The organism is Jannaschia seohaensis (genome assembly GCF_900116765.1).
GTDB lineage: Bacteria > Pseudomonadota > Alphaproteobacteria > Rhodobacterales > Rhodobacteraceae > Jannaschia > Jannaschia seohaensis.
In genome coordinates this window covers 17,384-40,327 of sequence record NZ_UETC01000014.1, presented here as the reverse complement: position 1 = coordinate 40,327, position 22,944 = coordinate 17,384, and the positions used below count along the sequence as shown (strand labels likewise).

Annotated in this window: 17 protein-coding genes, 2 tRNA genes and 1 pseudogene; 13 read left to right on the top strand and 7 right to left on the bottom strand. The window is 66.2% G+C overall.

All coding sequences use genetic code 11. The features are described 5' to 3' along the window. The first annotated feature begins 6 nt into the window (after positions 1-6). Positions 7-372, top strand: a complete 366-nt coding sequence (locus DTQ71_RS24785; RefSeq protein ID WP_342768143.1) for a DUF1127 domain-containing protein — start codon at positions 7-9, stop codon at positions 370-372. 723 nt (positions 373-1,095) lie between these two features. Here DTQ71_RS24785 and DTQ71_RS19425 read toward each other — a convergent pair. Next, positions 1,096-3,519 (bottom strand): ATP-dependent helicase, encoded by a 2,424-nt coding sequence (locus DTQ71_RS19425; RefSeq protein WP_109565964.1) that lies wholly within the window; start codon positions 3,517-3,519, stop codon positions 1,096-1,098. 210 nt (positions 3,520-3,729) lie between these two features. On the opposite strand from DTQ71_RS19425, the gene DTQ71_RS19420 reads away from it, so the two are divergent. Then, positions 3,730-4,680, top strand: coding sequence for a trypsin-like serine protease (locus DTQ71_RS19420; protein WP_109565963.1), 951 nt, complete (start codon positions 3,730-3,732; stop codon positions 4,678-4,680). A gap of 19 nt (positions 4,681-4,699) precedes the next feature. Here the strand turns inward: DTQ71_RS19420 and DTQ71_RS19415 are convergent, their stop codons facing one another. Next, positions 4,700-5,218, bottom strand: coding sequence for a hypothetical protein (locus tag DTQ71_RS19415; RefSeq protein ID WP_146204902.1), 519 nt, complete (start codon positions 5,216-5,218; stop codon positions 4,700-4,702). A gap of 261 nt (positions 5,219-5,479) precedes the next feature. On the opposite strand from DTQ71_RS19415, the gene pyc reads away from it, so the two are divergent. Beyond that, positions 5,480-8,920, top strand: a complete 3,441-nt coding sequence (gene pyc, locus DTQ71_RS19410; protein WP_109565961.1) for a pyruvate carboxylase — start codon at positions 5,480-5,482, stop codon at positions 8,918-8,920. A 319-nt stretch (positions 8,921-9,239) separates the two neighbouring features. Here pyc and DTQ71_RS19405 read toward each other — a convergent pair whose 3' ends face one another. Next, entirely contained in the window at positions 9,240-9,524 is a 285-nt protein-coding gene (locus tag DTQ71_RS19405) for a DUF4242 domain-containing protein (RefSeq protein WP_109565960.1), read from the bottom strand. A gap of 148 nt (positions 9,525-9,672) precedes the next feature. Between DTQ71_RS19405 and DTQ71_RS19400 the strand changes: the two genes are divergently transcribed. The 6 genes from DTQ71_RS19400 (at position 9,673) to DTQ71_RS23665 (ending at position 13,878) form a co-directional block, all read left to right on the top strand. Beyond that, on the top strand, positions 9,673-10,674 hold the full coding sequence (locus tag DTQ71_RS19400) for a LysR family transcriptional regulator (protein WP_109565959.1): 1,002 nt from the start codon (positions 9,673-9,675) through the stop codon (positions 10,672-10,674). Positions 10,675-10,902: 228 nt separating this feature from the next. Next, a tRNA-Gly gene (locus DTQ71_RS19395) sits at positions 10,903-10,977 on the top strand. 136 nt (positions 10,978-11,113) lie between these two features. After that, positions 11,114-11,701 (top strand): imidazoleglycerol-phosphate dehydratase HisB, encoded by a 588-nt coding sequence (gene hisB, locus DTQ71_RS19390; RefSeq protein WP_109565958.1) that lies wholly within the window; start codon positions 11,114-11,116, stop codon positions 11,699-11,701. Next, positions 11,698-12,333 (top strand): imidazole glycerol phosphate synthase subunit HisH, encoded by a 636-nt coding sequence (gene hisH, locus DTQ71_RS19385; RefSeq protein WP_109565957.1) that lies wholly within the window; start codon positions 11,698-11,700, stop codon positions 12,331-12,333. Before hisB ends, hisH begins: the two co-directional genes overlap by 4 nt. A 568-nt stretch (positions 12,334-12,901) precedes the next feature. Further along, positions 12,902-13,621 carry a 1-(5-phosphoribosyl)-5-[(5-phosphoribosylamino)methylideneamino]imidazole-4-carboxamide isomerase gene (gene hisA / locus DTQ71_RS19380; RefSeq protein WP_109565956.1) on the top strand — a complete coding sequence of 240 codons (720 nt, stop codon included), beginning with the start codon at positions 12,902-12,904 and terminating at the stop codon, positions 13,619-13,621. Next, entirely contained in the window at positions 13,618-13,878 is a 261-nt protein-coding gene (locus DTQ71_RS23665; protein WP_170125508.1) for a hypothetical protein, read from the top strand. Before hisA ends, DTQ71_RS23665 begins: the two co-directional genes overlap by 4 nt. Positions 13,879-13,887: 9 nt before the next feature. Here the strand turns inward: DTQ71_RS23665 and DTQ71_RS19370 are convergent, their stop codons facing one another. Further along, on the bottom strand, positions 13,888-15,363 hold the full coding sequence (locus tag DTQ71_RS19370; RefSeq protein ID WP_109565954.1) for an FAD-dependent oxidoreductase: 1,476 nt from the start codon (positions 15,361-15,363) through the stop codon (positions 13,888-13,890). A gap of 245 nt (positions 15,364-15,608) precedes the next feature. Between DTQ71_RS19370 and hisF the strand changes: the two genes are divergently transcribed. After that, a complete protein-coding gene (hisF, locus tag DTQ71_RS19365) occupies positions 15,609-16,370 on the top strand; it encodes an imidazole glycerol phosphate synthase subunit HisF (RefSeq protein WP_109565953.1) in 762 nt (253 codons plus the stop codon). Beyond that, the gene (locus DTQ71_RS19360) at positions 16,367-16,690 is read left to right on the top strand and encodes a phosphoribosyl-ATP diphosphatase (protein WP_109565952.1); all 324 of its coding nucleotides are present in this window, start codon (positions 16,367-16,369) and stop codon (positions 16,688-16,690) included. The genes hisF and DTQ71_RS19360 overlap by 4 nt, the downstream gene beginning before the upstream one ends. Positions 16,691-17,260: 570 nt before the next feature. Here the strand turns inward: DTQ71_RS19360 and DTQ71_RS19355 are convergent. Both DTQ71_RS19355 and rlmB read right to left on the bottom strand, forming a co-directional pair. Next, positions 17,261-17,542 (bottom strand): hypothetical protein, encoded by a 282-nt coding sequence (locus DTQ71_RS19355; RefSeq protein WP_109565951.1) that lies wholly within the window; start codon positions 17,540-17,542, stop codon positions 17,261-17,263. Then, positions 17,535-18,323 (bottom strand): 23S rRNA (guanosine(2251)-2'-O)-methyltransferase RlmB, encoded by a 789-nt coding sequence (gene rlmB / locus DTQ71_RS19350; protein WP_109565950.1) that lies wholly within the window; start codon positions 18,321-18,323, stop codon positions 17,535-17,537. Before rlmB ends, DTQ71_RS19355 begins: the two co-directional genes overlap by 8 nt. 107 nt (positions 18,324-18,430) lie before the next feature. Here rlmB and DTQ71_RS23660 point away from each other — a divergent pair. Both DTQ71_RS23660 and DTQ71_RS24975 read left to right on the top strand, forming a co-directional pair. Then, positions 18,431-18,514, top strand: a tRNA-Tyr gene (locus DTQ71_RS23660). A gap of 146 nt (positions 18,515-18,660) precedes the next feature. Then, positions 18,661-20,067, top strand: a pseudogene (locus DTQ71_RS24975) (hypothetical protein); the annotation flags it as partial. A 134-nt stretch (positions 20,068-20,201) separates the two neighbouring features. Here DTQ71_RS24975 and DTQ71_RS24695 read toward each other — a convergent pair. Then, positions 20,202-22,511 carry a hypothetical protein gene (locus tag DTQ71_RS24695; protein ID WP_170125507.1) on the bottom strand — a complete coding sequence of 770 codons (2,310 nt, stop codon included), beginning with the start codon at positions 22,509-22,511 and terminating at the stop codon, positions 20,202-20,204. Positions 22,512-22,944: the final 433 nt, after the last annotated feature.

The window sequence follows — 22,944 nt, the reverse complement described above, 5'->3', positions numbered from 1 at the left end:
TGCTGCATGGCAGCATTGACCATCGGGACAGTTGTGCAACCGCAGCATCGGCACCAATTTGGGATCAACGAAACACGGCGGCCCCGGCAATCCGGCCAGGCTGCGAACCGGGGGGCCGGACGCCCCCAGACGCGAAAGGAAAATATCATGGCCAATACTGCATTCGGCTCTTCGATCCGCACCGACGCCCTGCGCCACGACTTCGGCGCCCGCCTGAGCGCGCTGCGCGAGGCTTGGGGCCGCTGGCGCCTGTATCGCCGGACCCATGCCGAGCTGTCCAAATTGTCGAACCGCGATCTCGCCGATCTCGGCTTGAACCGTTCGATGATCAAATCGATCGCCATGGACGCCGCATACGGCAAGCGCGGCTGACAAGATACCCGGTATCGCGTCGTCTCCTCCCTAGACGCGAGACCGGGACGCGAAGCGGCCCCCTCCTCCCATTTGGGTCGCGACGCACCGGGTCGATCCCTCCTCCCATTGGATCGGCCCCGGTCTCTCCCCTCCCGGAGAGGCCGACCAGACGGGCCGGCGGCGCTCCTTTTCCTCCTCCCTGGGGGCGTCGCCGGAACCCGCCAAGATTTTTGGCGCGGTCCGTGGCATGACGTTCCTTTGCCCGACCGCTCCCGGCCTGTCCCGTCCTGCCGTGGGAGAGGCCCCGGCGCCCTCAAAGGCGCTGTGCAGCCGGCCCGGCGGCCCTCCTCGGAGGGACCTGCCGGGCCCAAAGCACGAGATACTCGGATCGCGGCCGCCTCCTCCTCCCTTGGGGCGTCGCCGTGACCGGCCGGTCCCCTCCTCCATCGGACCGGCCCTCGGCGCCCCGCCTCCCCGGGGCTGCCGAACACCACGGGCCGGCGATGCCCTCCTCCTCCTCCCTGAGGGCATCGCCGGAACCTGTCTCTCTTCTTTCACGATGACGCCGGGAACCGAAACGGGACCGCGCCGTTTCCCCTCCAGTCTCCGGCGCGTGGTGTCCCTCATCGCCATCGACCGGAGCGACATGTGGCCGACAGTCGCCCATCGGCGCGACGTCCCAAGCGCGGCGGCGCCCCCCCTCATCCCCTCGGGCGCCGCCGCTTCTTTGGGGGGCTAAGACTAAAAGGGCGTGTCGCCCGCCTGATCCGCCGGGAGCAGAAAGCGCCCCACGATCTTCTTGGTGCCGGCATGGTCGAACTCGACCTCCAGCTTGTCGCCCTCGACCCCCATCACCTCGCCATAGCCGAACTTCTGATGGAAGACGCGGTCGCCCGGGCCGAAGGCGCTGACCGCCGTCGCATCGATCACGAGGTTCTTCGCCTCGGCGGGTTGCCGCAGGGTGCGGGTCGCGTTGGATTGCAGCCGCCGCCAGCCCGGCGAATTGTAGACATCGGCCTTGGCCGCGCGGTCCGTCAGGTCGGAGGCCATGCCGCCGCCCATTGCCATCTGCTGCGCTGCCGCCATGCCGGTCGCGCCGAAGCCGCCGCCATAGAGACCGGGAGGCGTCAGCACCTCGACATGCTCGGCGGGCAACTCGTCGATGAAGCGGGAAGGCTGGGCCGACTGCCACTGCCCATAGACGCGGCGATTGGCGGCGAAGCTGATGGTACAGACCGCTTCCGCGCGGGTGATGCCGACATAGGCCAGCCGACGTTCCTCCTCCAGGCCCTTGACGCCGCTCTCGTCCATCGAGCGCTGCGACGGGAACAGCCCGTCCTCCCAGCCGGGCAGGAACACGACCGGAAACTCCAGCCCCTTGGCGGCGTGGAGGGTCATAAGCGTGATCTTCGGCTCCTCCTCGCCGGAGGAGTCGTTGTCCATGATGAGGCTGACATGCTCCAGGAAGCCCTGGAGGTTCTCGAAGGCTTCAAGCGCCTTCACGAGTTCCTTGAGGTTCTCCAACCGGCCGGGGGCCTCGGGCGTCTTCTCGTTCTGCCAGAAGCCCGTATAGCCCGACTCGTCCAGGATCTCTTCGGCCAGATGGATGTGGTCGCGCCCATCCAGCATCTCGGCCCGCCAGCGCGCGAGCCCGTCGCAAAGCTCCCCCAGCGCGCGGCCGCCCTTGCCACCGATCGTCTTGGAGCGGACGCAGAGCCGCGCGCCCTCCAACAGCGACACACCGTTCGACCGGGCCATGACCTGGATCGTCTGCTGCGCCTTGTCGCCCAGGCCGCGCTTGGGCGTGTTGACGATCCGCTCGAAGGCGAGGTCGTCGTCGGGGCTGACGACGAGGCGGAAATAGGCCATCGCGTCCCGGATCTCGAGCCGCTCGTAAAAGCGGGGGCCGCCGATCACGCGATACGGCAGACCGATGGTCAGGAACCGGTCCTCGAAGGCCCGCATCTGATGGGCCGCCCGGACCAGGATCGCCATGCCGTCCAGGCTGAACGGGTCGAGGCCGCGCGTCCCGCGGGTCATCGCCTCGGCCTCCTCGCCGATCCAGCGCGCCTCCTCCTCGCCGTCCCAATGGCCGATCAGGCGGACCTTCTCGCCCTCGGTCAGCTCGGTCCAGAGCGTCTTGCCCAGCCGCCCCTTGTTGCCCTGGATCACGCCCGCAGCAGCAGCCAGGATATGCGGCGTGGAGCGGTAATTCTGCTCCAGCCGGATGACCTCGGCGCCCTCGAAATCCTGCTCGAAGCGGAGAATGTTGCCGACCTCCGCCCCGCGCCAGCCGTAGATCGACTGATCGTCGTCGCCCACGCAGCAGATATTCTTGTGCCCGCCCGCCAACAGCCGCAGCCACAGATACTGCGCGACATTGGTGTCCTGATACTCGTCGACCAGAATATATCGGAACCAGCGGCGATACTGCGCCAGAACGTCCTCATGGCGCTGGAGGATGTCTATGACATGCATCAGCAGGTCGCCGAAATCGCAGGCGTTCAGCGTCAGCAGCCGGTCCTGATATTGGCGGTAGAGCGCGATGCCCTTGCCGTCGAAGGCCCCGGCCTCATGCGTCGGAACCTTGTCAGGCGTCCAGGCGCGGTTCTTCCAATGGTCGATGATCCCGCCCAGCATCCGGGGCGGCCAGCGCTTGGGGTCGATATCGGCCGCCTCGATCAGCTGCTTGAGCAGGCGGTTCTGGTCGTCCGTGTCGAGGATGGTGAAGTTCGACCGCAGATGCAGCTCGCGCGGCTCGCCGTTGATATGGATCGTGCGGCCCACCAGCTCCGCGTGGCGGCGGAGCAGCTTGACGCAGACCGAGTGGAAGGTGCCGAGCCAAGGCATCCCCTCCGCGGCCTGACCCATCATCCGGCCCAGCCGCTCCTTCATCTCGCGCGCGGCCTTGTTGGTGAAGGTCACAGCCAGGATCTCGTTCGGGCGGGCGCGGCCCTGCGCCATCAGATGGGCGATGCGTGCGGTCAGCGCGCGGGTCTTGCCCGTGCCCGCGCCCGCCAGCATCAGCACGGGGCCGTCGAGCGTCTGAACCGCTCGAAGCTGCGCGGGGTTGAGACCGTCGAGATAGGGCGCGGGCCGCGCCTGCATCGCGCGCGCGGAGAGGCTGGCGGCCTCGAAGGCGTCTGAGTCGTCGAACTGGGTCATAGAGGACAGATAGACCGGGCCAGGGGGCGAGGGAAGGCCGGTGTTCGCGCTGCGTTCCCCATGCGCCCTCGCGCCACTCTCGGGAAAACTCTCTCCGGATCGCCAAGAGACCGCTTGCCGGTAGGGCAAGTCTCTCGCTAGCCTCTTTCCTATGACGAGTTCGGTGCGCGCGCCTGTCGTCTGGGACCGCAACAAGGGAGCCCCGGAGCCTTGAAGACGATCGCAAACCTGTTCCGGCGTGTCCGCGCCGCCGCCGCCGTTTTGGTTTTGACGACATCGATGGCTCCGGCCATCGTCATCAACAGCGTCGATGGCATCGCGACCTCGAAGGCGCTCGGTGATCCCTTCGACAATGTCGTGACCTTCAGCTTGAACGGCTTCTCCCCGTTCTGCACTGGCGCGCTGATCTCGACCACGACCGTGCTGACGGCAAAACACTGCTTCGACACCGCCAGCCCGAGCGCACTCGAGGTTCTTTTCACGAACGGGGCCGGGGCGACGCAGGCATCGCGAAGCGTCTCGGAAATCAGCTATATGAGCAGCCCTCCCTCTGACTTCTACGGCACCGATCTCGCGATCGTCCGCATGACCCAGGCCATCGTCGGCTACACCCCCTTCAAACTCGCCGCCGACCTCGTGGTCGGAGAGGTGGCACGGATGGTCGGCTACGGTGCGAACGGCACGGGCGATGTGGGCCATCAGGGCACGACTGACGGGGCTCGTTGGGCGGCGGACAACGTGGTCGATTGGATCGGCGCGCCTGGGGGCGAAGGGGGAACCTTCTATGCCGCTGGCGCCAATATTATCAGCACGGATTTCGATAGCCCTGACGGCACCTCGAACACCTTGGACGGCGGGGTCTTCAACAGTTCGCCCGACGCGATCCTTTACGAGGGCACCACCGCCCCAGGCGACAGCGGCGGTCCGCTCCTGGTCAAGCGGAACGGCGAGTGGACGGTCGCAGGTATTCTACTGGGCGGCACCACGTCGACCAGCGCCTATGGCGACATCTCCTGGTGGACCGACGTCAGTCACACAGAGGCGCGCAATTTCATCGAGGCGGCCGGCGGTGAGTTCGTAGCCGCGGTTCCGCTGCCTGCGGCGGTCTGGCTGATGCTCGCGGCCCTTGGCGGTCTGGCTCTCCTGCGCCGCAGCGCCTGATTTCTCGGTCGAGCGGAGATCAGGTGCGTCTGCGCCGTGCCGCCCAGCCAATCGCTCCGATCCCGGCCAAAAGCAGCGGCAAGGTCGCCAGCAGGGGAACCGCAGCAGAGATCCCCACGTCGATCCGGATGGTGTCGCCATTGGACAGCGTGTTCAGGAACGAAGTCCCCGATGTCAGACCGAGCGATGTGAAGGACGCCCCCGCGAAGGAAAAAGAACCCGAAATCGGCGCTCCTGATACGTAGCCGACAGGAAGCTGAAGCTCGTCTTGACCGGCAACGTCCACGCCATCGACCAGTCCGAAGACATCGCCTGTCGCGGACGACGCAACCGTCAGCCCCCCCGTGCCGAAGGAAACAGGTGCACCGGGCACGTAACTGTCAAAAGGTCCAACCTGGTTGACCAGAGTACCAGTGGAGGAATTGAGACCGGCTACGGAGCCTGCACCCGAACCGAGGAAAACCAATCCAGTAAGGTCGATCTCCCCCGAATAGTTCATCTCGACACCGCTCGTTTCCTCGCTGATCGAGAATACCACCCCCGCGGGCGCATGTGTCCCAGTCAGCCCGACCCCGGCCAGGAGCGTACAGAACGCCGCGGCCCGCGTTCTCTCTGAAATTGCCATGCCTAACCCCACAATTCGTTATGCCCCTAGGGGAGACTTCCTTGCTTGAACATCAGATCGCTCGACGCCCTGTGTTCTCGACGCCCTGTGTTAATGTCCTCGCCCCAAGCGCCGCGGTTGCCGCGCCGCGGCGTTGCCGTTACGAAATCGTAACGATTGCCCGAGGGGACCTCTATGGCCGACTTCAAGAAGATCCTGATCGCGAACCGCGGCGAGATCGCCATCCGCGTCATGCGCGCCGCCAACGAGATGGGAAAACGCACCGTCGCCGTCTATGCGGAAGAGGACAAGCTGGGCCTGCACCGCTTCAAGGCGGACGAGGCCTATCAGATCGGCAAGGGGCTGGGGCCGGTCGCGGCCTATCTCTCGATCCCCGAGATCATCCGCGTGGCCAAGCTGTCGGGCGCGGATGCGATCCACCCGGGCTATGGCCTGCTCTCGGAGAACCCGGACTTCGTCGATGCCTGCACCGAGGCCGGGATCACTTTCATCGGCCCGCGCGCCGAGACCATGCGCAAGCTGGGCGACAAGGCCTCGGCCCGCCGCGTCGCCATCGACGCGGGTGTGCCGGTCATTCCCGCCACCGAGGTGCTGGGCGACGACATGAAAGCCATCAAGAAGGAGGCCAAGGAGATCGGCTATCCGCTGATGCTCAAGGCGTCCTGGGGCGGCGGCGGGCGCGGGATGCGCCCGATCTTCTCTGAGAAAGAAGTCGAGGAGAAGGTGCTGGAAGGCCGGCGCGAGGCCGAGGCCGCTTTCGGCAATGGCGAGGGCTATCTCGAAAAAATGATCACCCGCGCGCGCCATGTCGAGGTTCAGATCCTCGGCGACAAGCACGGGAACATGTATCACCTCTGGGAGCGGGACTGCTCCGTCCAGCGGCGCAACCAGAAGGTGGTGGAACGCGCCCCGGCCCCCTATCTCTCCCCCGCCCAGCGCGAAAAGCTCTGCAATCTCGGCAAGAAGATCTGCGAGCACGTCAATTACGAATGCGCCGGCACCGTCGAGTTCCTGATGGATATGGAGACGGGCGAGTTCTACTTCATCGAGGTGAACCCCCGCGTTCAGGTCGAGCATACCGTGACCGAGGAGGTCACCGGCATCGACATCGTCCGCGCCCAGATCATGATCGCCGAGGGCAAGAGCCTGGTCGAGGCGACCGGCGTGGCCACGCAATATGACGTGGAACTCTCGGGCCACGCGATCCAGTGCCGGGTGACGACCGAAGACCCTCAGAACAATTTCATCCCCGATTACGGCCGGATCACCACCTATCGCTCGGCCACGGGCATGGGCATCCGGCTCGATGGCGGGACGGCCTATTCCGGCGCGGTCATCACCCGCTACTACGACTCGCTTCTAGAAAAGGTCACCGCCTGGGCCCCCACGCCCGAAGCGGCGATCGCCCGCTTGGACCGGGCCCTGCGGGAGTTCCGGGTGCGCGGGGTCTCGACCAACATCGCCTTCGTCGAGAACCTGCTGAAGCACCCGACCTTCCTCAACAACGAATACACGACCAAGTTCATCGACGAGACCGAGGAGCTCTTCGACTTCAAGCCGCGGCGCGACCGGGCGACGAAGATCCTGACTTATATCGCCGACATTTCCGTCAACGGCCATCCCGAGACCGAGGGCCGTGCCCGTCCCCCCGCCGATGTGCGCACCCCCGTCGTCCCGGACTTGCTGGTCGAGACGCCCCCCGACGGCACCAAGCAGATCCTGGACCGCGAGGGGCCGAAGGCGCTCGCCGACTGGATGACCGCGCAGGACCGTCTGCTGCTGACCGACACGACAATGCGCGACGGGCATCAGTCGCTCTTGGCCACGCGGATGCGCTCCATCGACATGAAGCTGATCGCGCCGGCCTATGCCGCGAACCTGCCGCAACTCTTCTCGATGGAATGCTGGGGCGGCGCGACCTTCGACGTGGCCTATCGCTTCTTGCAGGAATGCCCCTGGCAGCGCCTGCGCGACCTGCGCGCGGCGATGCCGAACCTGCTGACCCAGATGCTGCTGCGCGCGTCGAACGGCGTGGGCTACACCGTCTATCCCGACAACGTGGTGCAGAGCTTCGTGCGTCAGGCGGCCGAGACCGGCATCGACGTGTTCCGCGTCTTCGACAGCCTGAACTGGGTCGAGAACATGCGCGTCGCGATGGACGCCGTGATCGAGACCGGGAAGGTCTGCGAGGGGACGGTCTGCTATACCGGCGATCTGCTCGACCCGGATCGGGCGAAATACGACCTGAAATATTACGTCTCCATGGCCAAGGAACTGGAGGCCGCCGGCGCCCATGTCCTGGGCCTCAAGGACATGGCGGGCCTGCTGAAGCCCGCCGCGGCGCGGATCCTCATCAAGGCCCTCAAGGAAGAGATCGGCCTGCCGATCCACTTCCATACCCATGACACCGCGGGCGTGGCCTCGGCGACGATCCTCGCCGCCGCCGATGCAGGGGTCGACGCCGCCGATGTGGCGATGGACGCGCTGTCGGGGAACACCTCGCAGGCGACCTTCGGGACGATCGTCTCCGCGCTCAAGGGCCAGGATCGCGATACCGGCATCGACATGACCGCCCTGCGCCGCATCGACGACTACTGGGACGCGGTGCGCGCGCAATACACCGCCTTCGAGTCCGGCATGCAGGCGCCCTCCTCCGAGGTCTATCTGCACGAGATGCCGGGCGGGCAGTTCACCAACCTCAAGGCGCAGGCCCGGTCGATGGGGCTGGAGGAGCGCTGGCACGAGGTGGCGCAGATGTATGCCGATGTGAACCAGATGTTCGGCGACATCGTGAAGGTCACGCCCTCTTCCAAGGTCGTGGGCGACATGGCGCTGATGATGGTCGCGCAGGGCCTGACGACCGAGCAGGTCGCCGACCCCAAGGTCGAGGTGAGCTTCCCCGACAGCGTGGTCGACATGATGAAGGGCAATCTGGGCCAGCCCCCTGGCGGCTGGCCGGAGGCGATCCAGAAGAAGGCGCTCAAGGGCGAAAAGCCCCTCACCGACCGGCCGGGCAAGCATCTCAAGCCGATCGACCTGGAGGCCACCCGCAAGGAGCTGGAGACCAAGATCGGCGAGAGCGTCGATAACGAGGATCTGAACGGATACCTGATGTATCCCAAGGTCTTCACCGACTACGCCCTGCGCCATCAGACCTACGGTCCCGTCCGCACCCTACCGACGCCGGTCTTCTTCTACGGGATGGAGCCCGGCGACGAGACCCATGCCGAGATCGACCCGGGCGTGACGCTCGAAATCCGCTGCGTCGCGATGGGCGAGACACATGAGGACGGCGACCGCCGGGTGTTCTTCGAACTCAACGGCCAGCCCCGTGTCATCCGCGTACCGGATCGGCGCATCGCCGGCTCGGCGGTCAAGATGCCCAAGGCCGATGTCGGCAACCCGGATCATGTCGGCGCGCCCATGCCCGGTGTCGTCGCCTCGGTCGCCGTCTCGGTCGGCGCGAAGGTCAAGCAGGGAGACCTGCTGCTGACGATCGAAGCGATGAAGATGGAGACGGGACTGCATGCGGAGCGCGACGCGACCATCGCGGCGATCCACGTGCAACCCGGCGCGCAGATCGACGCGAAAGACCTGTTGATCGAGCTGTCCTGATCTGGCCTCCGGCGTCGCGCATCGCGCGACGCCGGAGCCTGCGGGGCTGGTTCGCCCATGGCGTGCGGACCGAGTTCGGGATCAGGCGCGACCGGCTCGGTCAACCGGGCGGCCCACCCGGCCAACGGCATCGGCTGTCGCGAGGTTTCCTTCGACAGGCTCGTGATGGGCTCGCTCGACGGTGACGCTTTGCAGCTTGGCAGCCGGTCCTTTAGCCGGAATCCGGGTAAAGCCAGCCGCGCCCGATCCCAGCGGGCACCCCCCAGAAAGGGCGCGCCAATCCCGCGGGACGGCCCGCCCCGCGGGGCCTCTTCCCGGCTCAATTGTTGGCGGTTAGCGGACCGATGACCTGCGGCACCTCGGTGATCGACGAGACCGGGATGCCCGACAGTTCGGAATGCTTGCGGATCGCGTCTTCACTATCCGCGAGATAGATACAGAACGTCTTGTCGCTTGCGACGTAGCTATGCTGCCACTGGATCATGGTGCCGATCTGCTCCAGCGCCTGGTTGGAGGCGCGCGCCGCGCCGCAGAGTTCGGTCACCGACATCTCACCGATTCCGGGGACGTCGCGCTCGATGATGAACCGCTTCAACTGGGTCATGGGTCTCTCCTCTCGACTGTGACGAGACCAGCTTGCACGGAGCGACGCGCAGCACCTAACTAAGAAAATCTTAGTAAACCGAAGGTATTCTTTCCTCTTGATTGAAAATTTTCGGATTTTGAAAGATAATCTTTAGTCAATCGCCCGCGTGACCCATCTGAACGCGCTGCAGGCCCTGGAAATGGCCACCCGCGAGGGCTCGCTTCAGGCAGCGGCGGAACGGCTCGGTATTACGCCCGCAGCCGTTGGTCAGCGGATTCGGGCGCTGGAGAAGTATCTCGATACCGATCTTCTCTTACGGGGGCGGTCGGGCCTCCAGCCAACCCCGGCGCTTCAAACGGCCCTGGCCGATCTGCGCACCGCGTTCGAGGCGCTCGACCGGGTGACCGATACGCTCGACTTTCAGCGAAGCGCCGAGATCCACATCGTCGCCGACCCCGACTGGTCGGACCTCTGGCTCCTGCCCCGGCTGGAGGCCTTCGGCGCCGAGCATCCAAACATTCAGTTCAACGTGAATGGCGAGGGCGACGTCCCGATGCGGCTCGGCGCCGCCGACATCATCGTCGACCGCGATCCCTTCGGTCGCGCGGCGGAGGGCGCGCCGCTCTACGAGGAAATCTTTCTGCCGGTGGGATCCCCCGAAATCGCCGCACGATTCAGCGACCCGCGTTCGATCTGGAAGGAGGTCGGACTGGATCACACCCTTCCAGTAGGCAGGTTGAGCGATCAGACGCGCATGTGGTGGCACACCGAAGGCGGGAGCCTCGAAGGCTATCCGCTCCTGCACATCAAACCGCGCGCGGATGCGCCCGAGACGCCGGGATGGCGCGATTGGCTCGCCCGCTACCCCTATGACCGCACCGCGCCCGAACGGGGTGTGCGATACGCGCTCGTGAAGAACGCCATCGAGGGGGTCAAATCGAATGCCGGGCTTCTGGTCTGCGGCCTGTCCTGCATCCTCGACGATCTCGACCGGGGCGCGCTGAGCCTCCCCTTTCCGGCGCGCGAGAGCCTCGTCTCCCCCTATCCATACCGGATCAGGGTCCGGCCCGAAGCGTTGGCCCGTCCAGCCGTGACCCGCTTCGTCGACTGGATCTCCGAAGAAGCGTCCGAGACGAAGGCCCGCATGGACGCCCTCCGCGCGAGCTGACGCGCCGTGGCGGCCGGACGGGATGCCCGGGCCCGCCCCGGACCGGGCCTTCGAACCTCCGCCGGGTGCACGGCGGAGGGTAGAATCCCCTTTGGATCCGTTTCCGCATGGGCAAGCGCGCGCTGCCACCATGGCCCAAATGAAGGGCAGTCAAATTCTGCCCCGCGACATGGATTTTCCTCTTGCAGCCGCCCGAGCGCTCCCATATCTCCGCCTCACCGAAACGGGGCGGGCGTAGCTCAGGGGTAGAGCATTACCTTGCCAAGGTAAGGGTCGTGAGTTCGAATCTCATCGCCCGCTCCAATTCGGTCAGTTCTCCCAGCATTCAGCGCCTTACCTACTTCGGTGGCACTCGCCCCGGTCTCCGGCGCGCGCGCGATCTTTCCTGCCCGCGACGGCTCGGCTAAGAGGCCCCGACCCCAACCGACCGGAGCCGCCCATGCGCCGCGCCACCATCGCCCGCAAGACCGCCGAGACCGACATCACGGTCACGCTCGACCTCGACGGGACCGGCACCTATGACAACCGGACCGGCGCGGCCTTCTTCGACCACATGCTCGACCAATTGGCGCGCCATGCGCTGATCGACATGGAAGTGCGCTGCGACGGCGACCTGCATATCGACGACCATCACACCGTCGAAGATGTCGGAATCGCCCTGGGCCAGGCTCTGGCGCAGGCGATGGGCGACAAGCGGGGCATCCGCCGCTATGGGCACTGCTATCTCGCGATGGACGACGCGCTGGTGCGCGCGGCGCTCGACCTGTCGGGCCGCCCCTATCTGGTGTGGGAGGTTCCGTTCACGGCACCGCAGATCAAGAGCTTCGACACCGAACTGGTGCGCGAGTTCTTCCAGGCGTTCTCGACCCATGGCGGGATCACGCTGCATGTCGACGGGCTGCGCGGCGTCAACAGCCACCATATCGCCGAGGCCGCCTTCAAGGCCGTCGCCCGCGCGCTGCGCGATGCGCTCGACACCGATCCGCGCAAATCCGATGCGATTCCCTCGACAAAGGGCAGCCTGTGACCTGCGTTATCGTCGACTACGACAGCGGCAACCTGCACTCCGCGCAGAAGGCGTTCGAGCGCATGGCCCGGGAGACCGGCGCGGGCGCCGTGACGGTGACCAGCGACCCGGAGGTGGTCGCGCGGGCCGAACGGCTCGTCCTGCCGGGCGACGGGGCTTTTCCCGCCTGCCGCCGGGGCCTGCAAAGCTTCGACGGCCTGGAGGAAGCGGTGCTGGAGCGGGTCCATTCCGGCGCCCCCTTCCTGGGCATTTGCGTCGGAATGCAGATGCTCGCCACCAAAGGGCTGGAATACGAAGAGGTCGCGGGCTTCGATCTGATCGGCGGAGTGGTGGAGCGGATCGTGCCATCCGATCCCGCGCTCAAAGTGCCGCATATGGGCTGGAACGACCTTGTCTTGACCCAGGCCCATCCGGTGCTGGAGGGCATCGCGACCGGCGACCACGCCTATTTCGTGCATTCCTACGCGATGACCATGGCCGATCCGGCCGACCGGCTGGCCTATGTGGATTACGGCGGCGACATCACCGCCATCATCGCCCGGGACAATATCGTGGGCACCCAATTCCACCCGGAGAAGAGCCAGCGCACCGGCCTGCGCCTGATCGGCAACTTCCTGACCTGGACCCCCTGACGCGGTGACGCCGCGCCGTCCCCGGGACCGGCTCTCATCTTGCCGGAAATACCTCGGGGGGGCCGAAGGCGGGGGGCAGAGCCCCCCTCCCCCCGCGCCGCAAATTCCCCTCCATACCGGATCTTCACCCAAATCTGCCGCGCGCAACGCAGCCCGCCCGCCGCGGGGCCTCGCCCTCCGGTCGCCCTTCCGCTGGACCTGTCCGAGAGAACCCCTGTCGTTCGACGGCCGCCGGACGCGCCCCTCAGATGCGCCGCCACCCTGGGGGGCCATCTCGCGAAGGATCCGCTTTCCTATCCTCGGGCAGCGATCCTCTCCGTCCGAATCGAAGCTCCGCGCGATCGCGCCGCAGACTCTGCCGCCGCAGAGCGCGATAGTGACACCGGCGAAGCTGCCACCGTCGAGCGCGGACGCCAAGGCCAGGGCGAGACATGTCATTGATGGTCTCTCCCCGAGGAGCGCGCCCCCGGGACCCCGCCCCGCATCGCTGCAAGCGTGACGTTTCGGCATTTCACCTCGCGCCCCATTGCGGCAGAAGCGCGGGCGAAACGGAACGGAAGGCAGGCCCATGATCCTCTACCCCGCCATCGATCTGAAAGACGGCCAGGCCGTCCGTCTCGTCCATGGCGAGATGTCGTCGGCGACCGTCTTCAACGACGACCCCGCCGCGCAGGCGCTCGCTTTCCAGGACGCGGGCTGCGACTGGGTGCATCTGGTCGATCTGAACGGGGCCTTCGCGGGCCGCCCGGTGAACGGGGCGGCGGTCGACGCGATCCTGTCGCGGCTCACCGTGCCGGCACAACTGGGCGGCGGCATCCGAGACATGGCGACGATCGAGGGCTGGCTGCAAAAGGGGCTCGCGCGGGTGATCCTGGGCACCGTCGCCGTGGAGAACCCGGATCTGGTGCGCGAGGCGTCGCGCGCCTTCCCGGGCCAGGTCGCCGTGGGCATCGACGCGCGCAAGGGCATGGTCGCGACCAAGGGCTGGGCCGAAGAGACCTCGGTGACCGCGACCGACCTCGCCCGGCGCTTCGAAGACGCGGGCGTCGCGGCCATCGTCTATACCGATATCGACCGGGACGGCGCCATGGGCGGCCCCAATGTCGAGGCGACCGACGCGCTGGCGCGGGCGGTCTCGATCCCGGTCATCGCCTCAGGCGGCGTGTCCTCGCTGGACGATCTCTTGCGGCTCAAGGCCCAAGGCACCATCGCCGGCGCGATCTCAGGCCGGGCGCTCTATGACGGCGCCATCGATCTGGCGGAGGCGCTGGCGGCGCTCCGCGCATGAGGCGGCCGCCGCGCCTTCTGGTTGCGGCGCTTGCGGGGGTGGTGACGGGGCTCGTCACCTGGGGCACGGGCCGGGTTCTGGCCGACGCTTTCGCCTGCCGCCCGCCAACGGCGTGGTGGCCCGGCTGGGCCTGGCCCTGCCTGGACGAGACGGGACAGCTGGTGCGCGACCTGACCGGTATGGGCTGGGACACGGCGCTGCCGCTGCTTCTGGGGGTCGCGGTCTTCCTCGCCGTGGGCCTGTCGCGGACGCGCTGAGCGGGCCTGTCAGGCCGGGACCGGGCGGGGCATCAACGGCCCGATCCGCAGGCCGGTCTGGGCCGCGACCCGATCGAGCACGGTCTGGCAATGCGCGACATAGGCGGGGCCGTTGCGCTTGAGATCGATCAGAATCGGTACGCGGCGCGGCAGCGGATACCACCGGTTCAAGTCCAGTCCGCATTCGTCGAACACCTTGAACGGCAGGCTCGGGACCAAGGCGCATTGCGTCTGGAATGAGACGACGACGCCCAGGACGCGGGCCAGCTCCCGGTCGTGCTGAAACACCGCTGCGAAGTCGCAAGCATGAATGTCCGGATGCGGGAGCTTTCCGTAATACCAAAGATGCGTGAGGAAATAGGCCGAGACGGTCGAGAGGAAGTGGACGGCGGAGCGCGGCGTGATCCGCAGGATCCGGCCACCCTCCGAGAGGTAATCCGGTGCCGGCGGCAAAGCGCCCCGCAACAGATGGCCCGTGCAGTTGACCACGAGCGCGCCAGGCTCGATCCCCCGCGACGCCCCGGAGCGGAGCTTCATCTCGGGCCCGTCCGCGCCGTCGATCACGTCGACCAGATGGTCCTGGATCACCTCGCTCAGCCCGTTGCGGATCGTCGTCATCTCCTCGCGCGACAAGATGCCGAACAGGAAGTTGCGCGCCTGGCCGTCGAGCGAATGGACGTAGCGGCCCGCCGGGCCGTCGATCACCTCCCGCGCGTTCGTGCCGTCATAAGCCAGCGAGATCTCCTTGAAGATCTTGGCGATGGGCGTGCCGCGCCACCACCGCGCCAGCCCCCGGGGCGTCGTGATTTCGCGCACGCCGAACGCCACCCCGTTCCCGTTGAGTAGAACCACGCGCCGCCCCGGATGGCGGCCGATCAGCATATGGCACGTGTCCATCCCGGTCTTGCCGCCGCCGATCACGTAGACCGGCGCCTGCGGGTCGCTGTCCTCGGCGCTGAGCCGCGTCGGCGCGGTCGATCGGACCGCGCCGGAACTCAGAGGCAGCGGGTCCAGCGCCTCCACCTCGTAGCCGCTTGACAGGATCGCGCGATCCGCGCGCAGGGTCTTCGGCCCACCCGGTCCGTCGAGATGCACCGTCACGCCCGCGCCGTCTTCCTCTGCCTCCACGAAGCTATGGCCGAAGAGGCGCGTCACGTCCGCGCTGCGTTCGATCACCGAGAGGCAATGCCCGAGATGCCCCAGCACCTCGTCGCCGCGAGCTAGGTAGTGCGGCGGGGCATTCCCCCGCCATGGGATATTGCCCACGGTGAACATGGGATGCGCCTGGTGCAGCCGCACGAAGTCGTAGACGTCGTTCCACATGCCCCCTGGCGCCGCGCGCTTGTCGACAAGGGCGATCCGCGCGCCGGCGGGCAGGTGCCGTGTCGCGGCGAATAGGGCGTTGAGCCCGGACGCCCCTGCCCCGACGATGCAGAGGTCGAAGCGGGGCTCTGCCGCCCCTGTCTCCCGTATCATGTCGGTCATGGCCGTCCCCCTCGCTGCGCGACCATCCTGGCACAGATCCGCTCGCCAGGCGCGAGATTCCGCGATCCGGTCGCTCCAGGGCGCCGAGAACGAGGCGGGGACCGCGAAATCCTGCGCAGCGCCGCCCCTCCCTGCGCCATCGGGTGGGCCGGCCTCTGGCTCCAAAGCCCGCTGACGGGCGCTCTCGGTGCCGAGGGCGCTTCGCCGCCCTTGCCAGCCCCTTCGGCCCGAGGCAAACGGACCCCATGCTGAAGACGCGCATCATCCCCTGTCTCGACGTGGCCGATGGCCGCGTGGTCAAGGGCGTCAACTTCGTCGATCTGATCGACGCGGGCGACCCGGTCGAAAGCGCCCGCGCCTATGACGCGGCGGGCGCGGACGAGCTTTGCTTTCTCGACATCCACGCCACGCATGAAAATCGCGGCACGATGTACGACCTGGCCACGCGGACGGCCGAGGCCTGCTTCATGCCGCTGACCATCGGCGGCGGCGTGCGGACGGTGGAGGACGTGCGCAACCTGCTGCTGGCGGGCGCGGACAAGGTCAGCTTCAACTCGGCGGCCGTGGCCGACCCGGACGTGCTGAGCCGCGCCGCCGACAAGTTCGGCAGCCAATGCATCGTCTGCGCCATCGACGCGAAGACCGTGGCCCCGGGCAAGTGGGAGATCTTCACCCATGGCGGCCGCAAGCCCACCGGGATCGACGCCGTGGCTTTCGCGCGGACGGCCGCGCAGAAGGGCGCGGGGGAGATCCTGCTCACCTCGATGGACCGGGACGGCACCAAGGCGGGGTTCAACATTCCCCTGACCCGGGCCGTCTCGGACGCCGTTCCGATCCCGGTGATCGCCTCGGGCGGGGTCGGCACGCTGCAGCACCTCGTCGAAGGCGTCACCGAAGGCGGCGCATCGGCCGTGTTGGCGGCCTCCATATTTCATTTCGGCACCTACACAATCGCCGAGGCCAAAGCCTACATGGCGGCCGCCGGAGTCCCCATGAGGCTCGAATGACCCATCCGCTCGATCGGCTTTGGCAGACCGTGGAGGCCCGCCGCGATGCGGATCCCGACGAAAGCTGGACAGCGCGGCTGCTGGCGAAGGGTCCGGAGAAATGCGCCGAGAAATTCGGGGAAGAGGCCGTCGAGGCGATCATCGAGGCGGTGAAAGGCGACAAGGCCGCGCTCACCTCGGAAGCCGCCGACGTCCTGTTCCATCTCTGCGTGATGCTGGCGGCCCGGGGCGTGACGCTCGACGAGGTTCTGTCGGAGTTGGACCGCCGTTCGGGCGTCTCGGGCCTAACGGAAAAGGCGTCGCGTTCTTCGGAGCGATAAAGGGTGCAAGACGACACTCCGGGTGCGGAACCATCGTGTCGTCTTGCGAATTCCCACGACGGCCAACCTGCAAACAGGCCCTCATGGGAACGAGGTTGACGCTACGAGAGATTCGGTGGTCCGTCTACTACCTTAGCAATTGATGGCTCCAAAATATGGGCAGGGGGCCGGGGCCAATGCGGGACGGAGGCGAAAAGGCGTGAAAGCGCGGGCGAGACGCGCTGTCCCGGCGGTGTGTCGGGGGGTCGAGGACTGCGCCCGCAGCCCTGAGCCGAAACCCGGACTGCCGCGCTCGGATTTCGGAGAAAAAGCGGCCCGCGCCGAAAAGGACGCGGGCCGAAGTCTGGAACGAGGGACAGTAAACCGAAGCCGGGAGTTCCAGGCCCGACCTCTACAGGCAAAGGGTTAACGCCCGAGTCCCGGCGGCGTTCCCTTGGCGAAACGATTTTTTTCGCTTCCACGAAACCGCATTACCTGCGGACATCCCGGCCCCCAAGCCCAATTCGTTTCTCGTTTTGCCTGCGGTGTCAGAAAAGGCACCCTCGAAAGGCGTGCCCCCCTGAGATCGGATCAGTCGAAAATTTCCTCGATCTCGTCCCAAACCTCCTTCGCGAGTTTATGGAACAGGCTCTTCTTTTTCTTTCGCTTTTTCTTTGGGGGCTTCATTGGCATGGGATGGGGCGCGGTCGGATGGCGCGCGGCGGCCTGGGCCTGTTCGGGGCGCAGCGCCTTCATCCGCGTGAGCGGCGCTCCGCAGGATCCGCAGGCTAGGCCATGCCCGTCCTGCGCCGTGGGGCGCAGGGTGGTGCGCGCGCCGCAATAGCAGCAGGTGGCGACCTTCAGGTCAGGCATCGCGCCCCTCCCGCATGGCATAGAGCGCCACCGCCGCCGCATTCGAGACATTTAGCGATCCGAACGCCCCGGCCGGATCGATCCGGACCATCCGGTCGCAGAGGCTGCGCGTCCGCTCCCGCAGGCCGGGCCCCTCGGCGCCGAGCACCAGCGCGACGGGCCGGTCCCGTAGCTGTGGGGCGGCTTCGGACAGGGTCTCGGTCGCCTCTCCGTCCAGCCCGACGGTGAGATAGCCCAGGTCGCGCAGCGTCTCCATCGCATCGCCCAGATTGCCGACGCGCAGATAGGGCTGCCGCTCCAGCGCGCCCGAGGCCGTCTTGGCCAGCGCCCCGGTCTCGGGGGCGGAATGGCGGGTCGGCGCGATCACCGCGCGGGCCCCGAACACCTCGGCCGAGCGGAGAATCGCGCCGACATTATGCGGGTCCGTCACCCGGTCGAGCAGCACCAGCAGCGGCGCCCCCTGCCCCGGCTGCGCCAGATCGCGCAGCTTGCCCCAATCGAGCGGCTTCACCTCCAACGCGGCGCCCTGATGGACCGAGCCGGGATCGAGCGGCACGGGGAACTTGCGCGGGTCGGCAATCTCGGGGGTCATGCCCGAGGCGGAGACCGCCTCGCCCAGCCGGTCGGCGGCGTTCTTCGTCAGGACCAGACGCAGCCGCTCCCGCATCGTGTTGGCCAGCGCATCGCGCACGGCATGCAGGCCGAACAGCCAGACAGTCGCCTGCGCCGCCGCGCGCCGGTCCCGTTCCTTATCGACGACCCATTTGGGTTTCTGCGCCATTGCCTTGTCCCATCGGCCGCTTCCGCTCGCCCCTCTATCGCGCGTCCGAATTCCGGCCACAACAGCGCTTGACCCCACCCGGTCAGGTCGGTAAGCCGCGCCGCAGTGGGCGACAGGCCGCAAGGTGTGGCAGGGGACTGTAACTCCCTCGAGGCGACTCACGCCTGGTTCGATTCCAGGGTCGCCCACCATTTTGAGAAAGATCAGAGACTTAGGTTGCTGAGTCCGCCGGTGGGCCACAACGGTGGGACACACGGTGCGCTTCGCAGCCTATCTCTACGCCTCAAGACACGGCATCTTCTACTTCCGCTTCCCGATTCCGCCAGCGCGCCACCCGATGAAGCGGCGGACGCATATCAAGGTATCTCTAAGCACGAGGGAACCCAGCTCCGCCCGAGACTGGGCAAGATGCCTCGTGGTGGCTGGACGAGCGGTCTTGGGCCACCCAATGGTCCGCGCTATGCGGTATGAAGACATGCGGGAACACGTCCGGCAGCATTTCACGGAGATGCTGCGTCACTTCCGCGCGCGGAGCGCGGATGCCGGACCTGTTGAGGGGATCGAACTGGCATCCCTGAAGACTTCCGAAGCCATCGTTGGCGAGTCGATCCAAGACTGGCTCGACCTATCGCCGTACCAGACCAGGGACGAACTTGTACGCGCCTTCTGTGCTAAACAAGGGGTCCCAGACGTCCCCGAGGGACGAGCCGCAGAGTTGCTCGTGACTGAGCTACATAAAGGCTACCGTGAGTACATAGCCCGAGCGTTAGAGCATACGGCAGAGTTCGACACGCTCAGCCTCGATCAGTTGCCCCACGCCGCGAACGGGACTGCCCCGACGAAAGACGTACACGCCACTGCGACGCCGGATCATCTTCCACTCTCCGAAGTCCTCTCAAGATACTTCGAAGAGGTTCTGCGTTCCGGCGGACTGGCGGCCAAGACCGAGAGTGAGAAGAGGGACGCATTGGCCCTTATGGGAGAACTCACGAAACACAAAGCACCGGCACTCATGTCAAAGACCGATGCGCAAGAAGTGAAGGCTGCGCTATTGAAGCTACCAAAGAACCGCAGCAAGAACCCGAAAACGAGAGACCTACGGCTTGACGCCATTCTCGAACTGCCCGGAGTTGAACGCATCTCAGCGCGAACAGTTAACGTGTACCTGGGGCACATGCAGCATTTCTTTAGTTGGGCATTGAGCAATGGGTATGCTTCCGAGAACGTGTTTCAGGGCCTCCGTATTAGAAGGACATCCCGGAATAGCAGCGAAGGCCGAATGGCCTTCTCGGCCGACCAACTCCGGCTCATCTTCACGAACCTTACCGACCCCAACAGCAGGCTTGTCCGCAAGGATATACACAAGTGGCCCGCGCTGATCGGCATGTTCACCGGGATGAGACTCAATGAGATTGCTCAACTAGAGACCCAGGACGTCGAGTTCAAAGACGGAGTATGGTGCATCAACGTTACGCCAGACGGTGATGACAATAAGCGCCTCAAGAGTGCGTCATCAAAGCGCCGCGTTCCAGTACATGACAGACTTGCGGAGGAAGGCTTCCTCGACTTTTGCAGGTCGCAGAGGGAACAAGGGCATGCCCGCCTTTTCCCCACGCTCACTTACTCACGGCAAAACGGATATGGCCGCAATGCGGGCCGCTGGTTTAACGAACGCCTGCTTGTGGAGCTTGAGCTAGGCGGGAAAGGTCTTGTGTTTCACTGCCTGCGCCACACGATGGTCACTAGGCTTGCCCGTCCGAAGAGGCGCTCGGTCCCTCAGGGGATCCGCGCAAAAAGGCCGGACAACGTCCGCTGGCTTCGGACATGCAAGACCCAGGAAAAGAGGCACTGCTGCCCTGAGGTAATCCGTAAGGTCGGTCAGAAGATCAGGACATTCTCCAGCCCGAGGTCGATCGGACCGCCGTCCGCGCCCACCACCGTCGCCACTGTAACGGCGCCTGCCGAGCCACCCATCTCGAGCGACATGACGAACTCTGTGCGCGACGCGTCGGTTGCTGACCAGTCGAGCCGGGCCGCTGCGAGCGCATCGCGGATCTCCGGCCAGGACACCGGACGCGGCTGTACCGAGCCATCGCCGAGACCCAGGAAGCGGTCGTCGATGGCGATGCGATCAGCCTCGGGCCCGATCGACACAAAATCCGCGATCCGCGCTGGTCCCGGATCCGCGCCGAGCACGAAGGCGAAAACGTCGGCTCCGGACCCGCCCGTCATGACGTCCGCGCCATTCGCGATCAATACGTCGTCGCCTCCGCCACCGTCGATCGTATCCGCGCCCGCGAGGCCGTCGAGCCGATCGGCACCGTCACTGCCGATGATTAGGTCGTCGTCCGGGCTCGGGTCTCCGGCGATCTTGAGCGGCTCCGCCTCGACCGTCTCCCGCTCGCCCGGCTCGCTCTCGAACCGGATCGTGACCGTGAGTTCGGCGCCCGCGTCATCGGGCGTGACCGTGTATGTCGGGCGAAACCCGCCAGGGATGGGCGCGTCGTCGCGGAACCACTGATAGAAGTAGGGGCCGACGATGGGGCCGTCCGGATCCACGAGCATCGCCCGGGCCATCAGCGTCGCGCCCGGCATGGCGCTGCCCTCGATCTCGACGACACGCTGCACGACCTGCGCGGCCGGGCCGATCTCCGCCAGCTGCCCATCCGCCTGGAACTCCTCCTGGAAGGGCGTCTCAAGGCCGGTCTTGCCGAAGACCGTGCCCTCCAGCTTGATGACGTGGCCGATATCGGCGGCGCCCAGCGTGTAGGTCAGCTCGGTCGCGCCGGAGATCGCCTCCCACTCGGAATTTTCCGGCAACCGGCGGAACCACTGCGCCTCGAAGCCGGCGATCCCGTAGTTGGTGTCGACCTCGCCCGCGGCGCGAAGGGTCTCCTCCGCGCGCGGGACCCCGACGATTTCCCCCTCGACCTCGAGGAACGGCACGCCGACAACGGTATAGGTGCCCTCAGCCATGTCGGTATAGGCCACCTCGCGGGCGAGAACGTCGACGTCGCCGTCCCGGTTCTGCTGCCATCCGAAGAGAAGGTCGCCGTCGCTCAGTTGCGTAACCGAAGGCCGGGCCTCGGGGAAGTCTGTGGCGGCGACGACGTAGTTGTCCCCGATCGGGGCGCCCTCCGCGTTGAAGAGCTGCGCACGGATGTCAGCGCCGTCGCTCCACACGGCGGCGAACCCCCCGCCGTCGAGCGGGGCCACGTCATAGGACTCCATCGGCTCTCGGCGGATGCGATCCTCGGGGATGAACGTGATCGCGGGGTACTTATAGTCCTGCCAATAGGCCGGCTCCTCGCGATCCAGGATGAAGGCGTGCAACGACGCGAAGTTGGGCCCGGGCGACAATATCGGGTTGTCGACGACCAGGACGGCCGTCCCGTCGTCGAGTGCGACGATGCGGCGATCGACATCCACGAGCAACGGGACCCGCCAGCCCCCGTCATCGCTGGTATCCACGTACTCCCAGGTCAGGTTCCGCTCATAGCGCGGTAAAATACCGTAATTTATTCCGGAATAGGGTTCATCATCCGGAGAAGCGATCAAGACACGATCCGCCTGGTCCCAAGCTTTGATGTTTGCGATCGTCGCTCGACCGCCATCCGCGAGCGGGATCTCGTGCGCTCTTCCCGTCTCAGACGGGAAGAGCGCATCGTCCGCGTCGAACTCGACCCGGGTGAAGCGGTCGGGAAATCTGGACGAGCGGGGATCGACTGCGAAGACCGTATCCGCGTCGACCTCCTGCGTGAGGTTCGCCACGAACCCGCCCTCGGGCCGAGCAGTGACGGAAATGTCGACGAAGCGCCCGGCCTCCACGGCGCGGTCGGCCACGACGAACACGCCCGAGAAGCCAAGCCCGGTCTCTGCGTCGAAGCGCTGGGCCAGCACCTGAGACCGGAGCCCCTCCGCCGAAGACACGTCCGCGGTCCACGTCAGCAGGATCGATCCATCGCTCAGTGTGGTCGCTTCGGGCACCCGCGCCCGCGTCCAGTCGCCATCCAGCCGCGTCTCTGGCCCCAGGCTTCCGTCTGCCTCGCGCAGCCGGAGCATGATGTCGAACTCGTCGTCCGCACGCCGAGACTGATAGGCGATCGCAGCCCGGCCATCCGCGAGGGCGGCGATGTCGGGATTGCCGTCAATCAAAGGGTTGGGTGAGTTCACAGTTGTGGGGATCATTGCAGGCTGTCCTGTCGCGGTGCTCGGTAGTCTGAAGGTATCGGGATAGGATATGACCCAACGCCGAACAATCCGATCGGCCCACCTAAAGCTGCATGACCAAGGGGAAGATCTAAAATCCGACGAGAAGAAGCCCCTACTAAGTGCCATGCCCACGGATGCGCGCGCGCTCTCAGTTGACGGCGTCCGTTACTGCACGGTCGCGTGCCGTCGGCGGCAAACGTTCGCTGGAAAAGTCGCACCGACATCGTCTCCACTCGTCGGCAGCCGGTCCAACGGCAGGTTGGAGTAGATGGCCGTAGTATTTGCCTCGATTCGGACGGTGGGCCATACAGGTGGGACAAATCGCAACCTGCCCGCTCGGCGGCTGCAACAGGTTCAATGGCTTATTGGGATGGTAGGCGATCCAGGGTCGCCCACCATTTCAAACGAC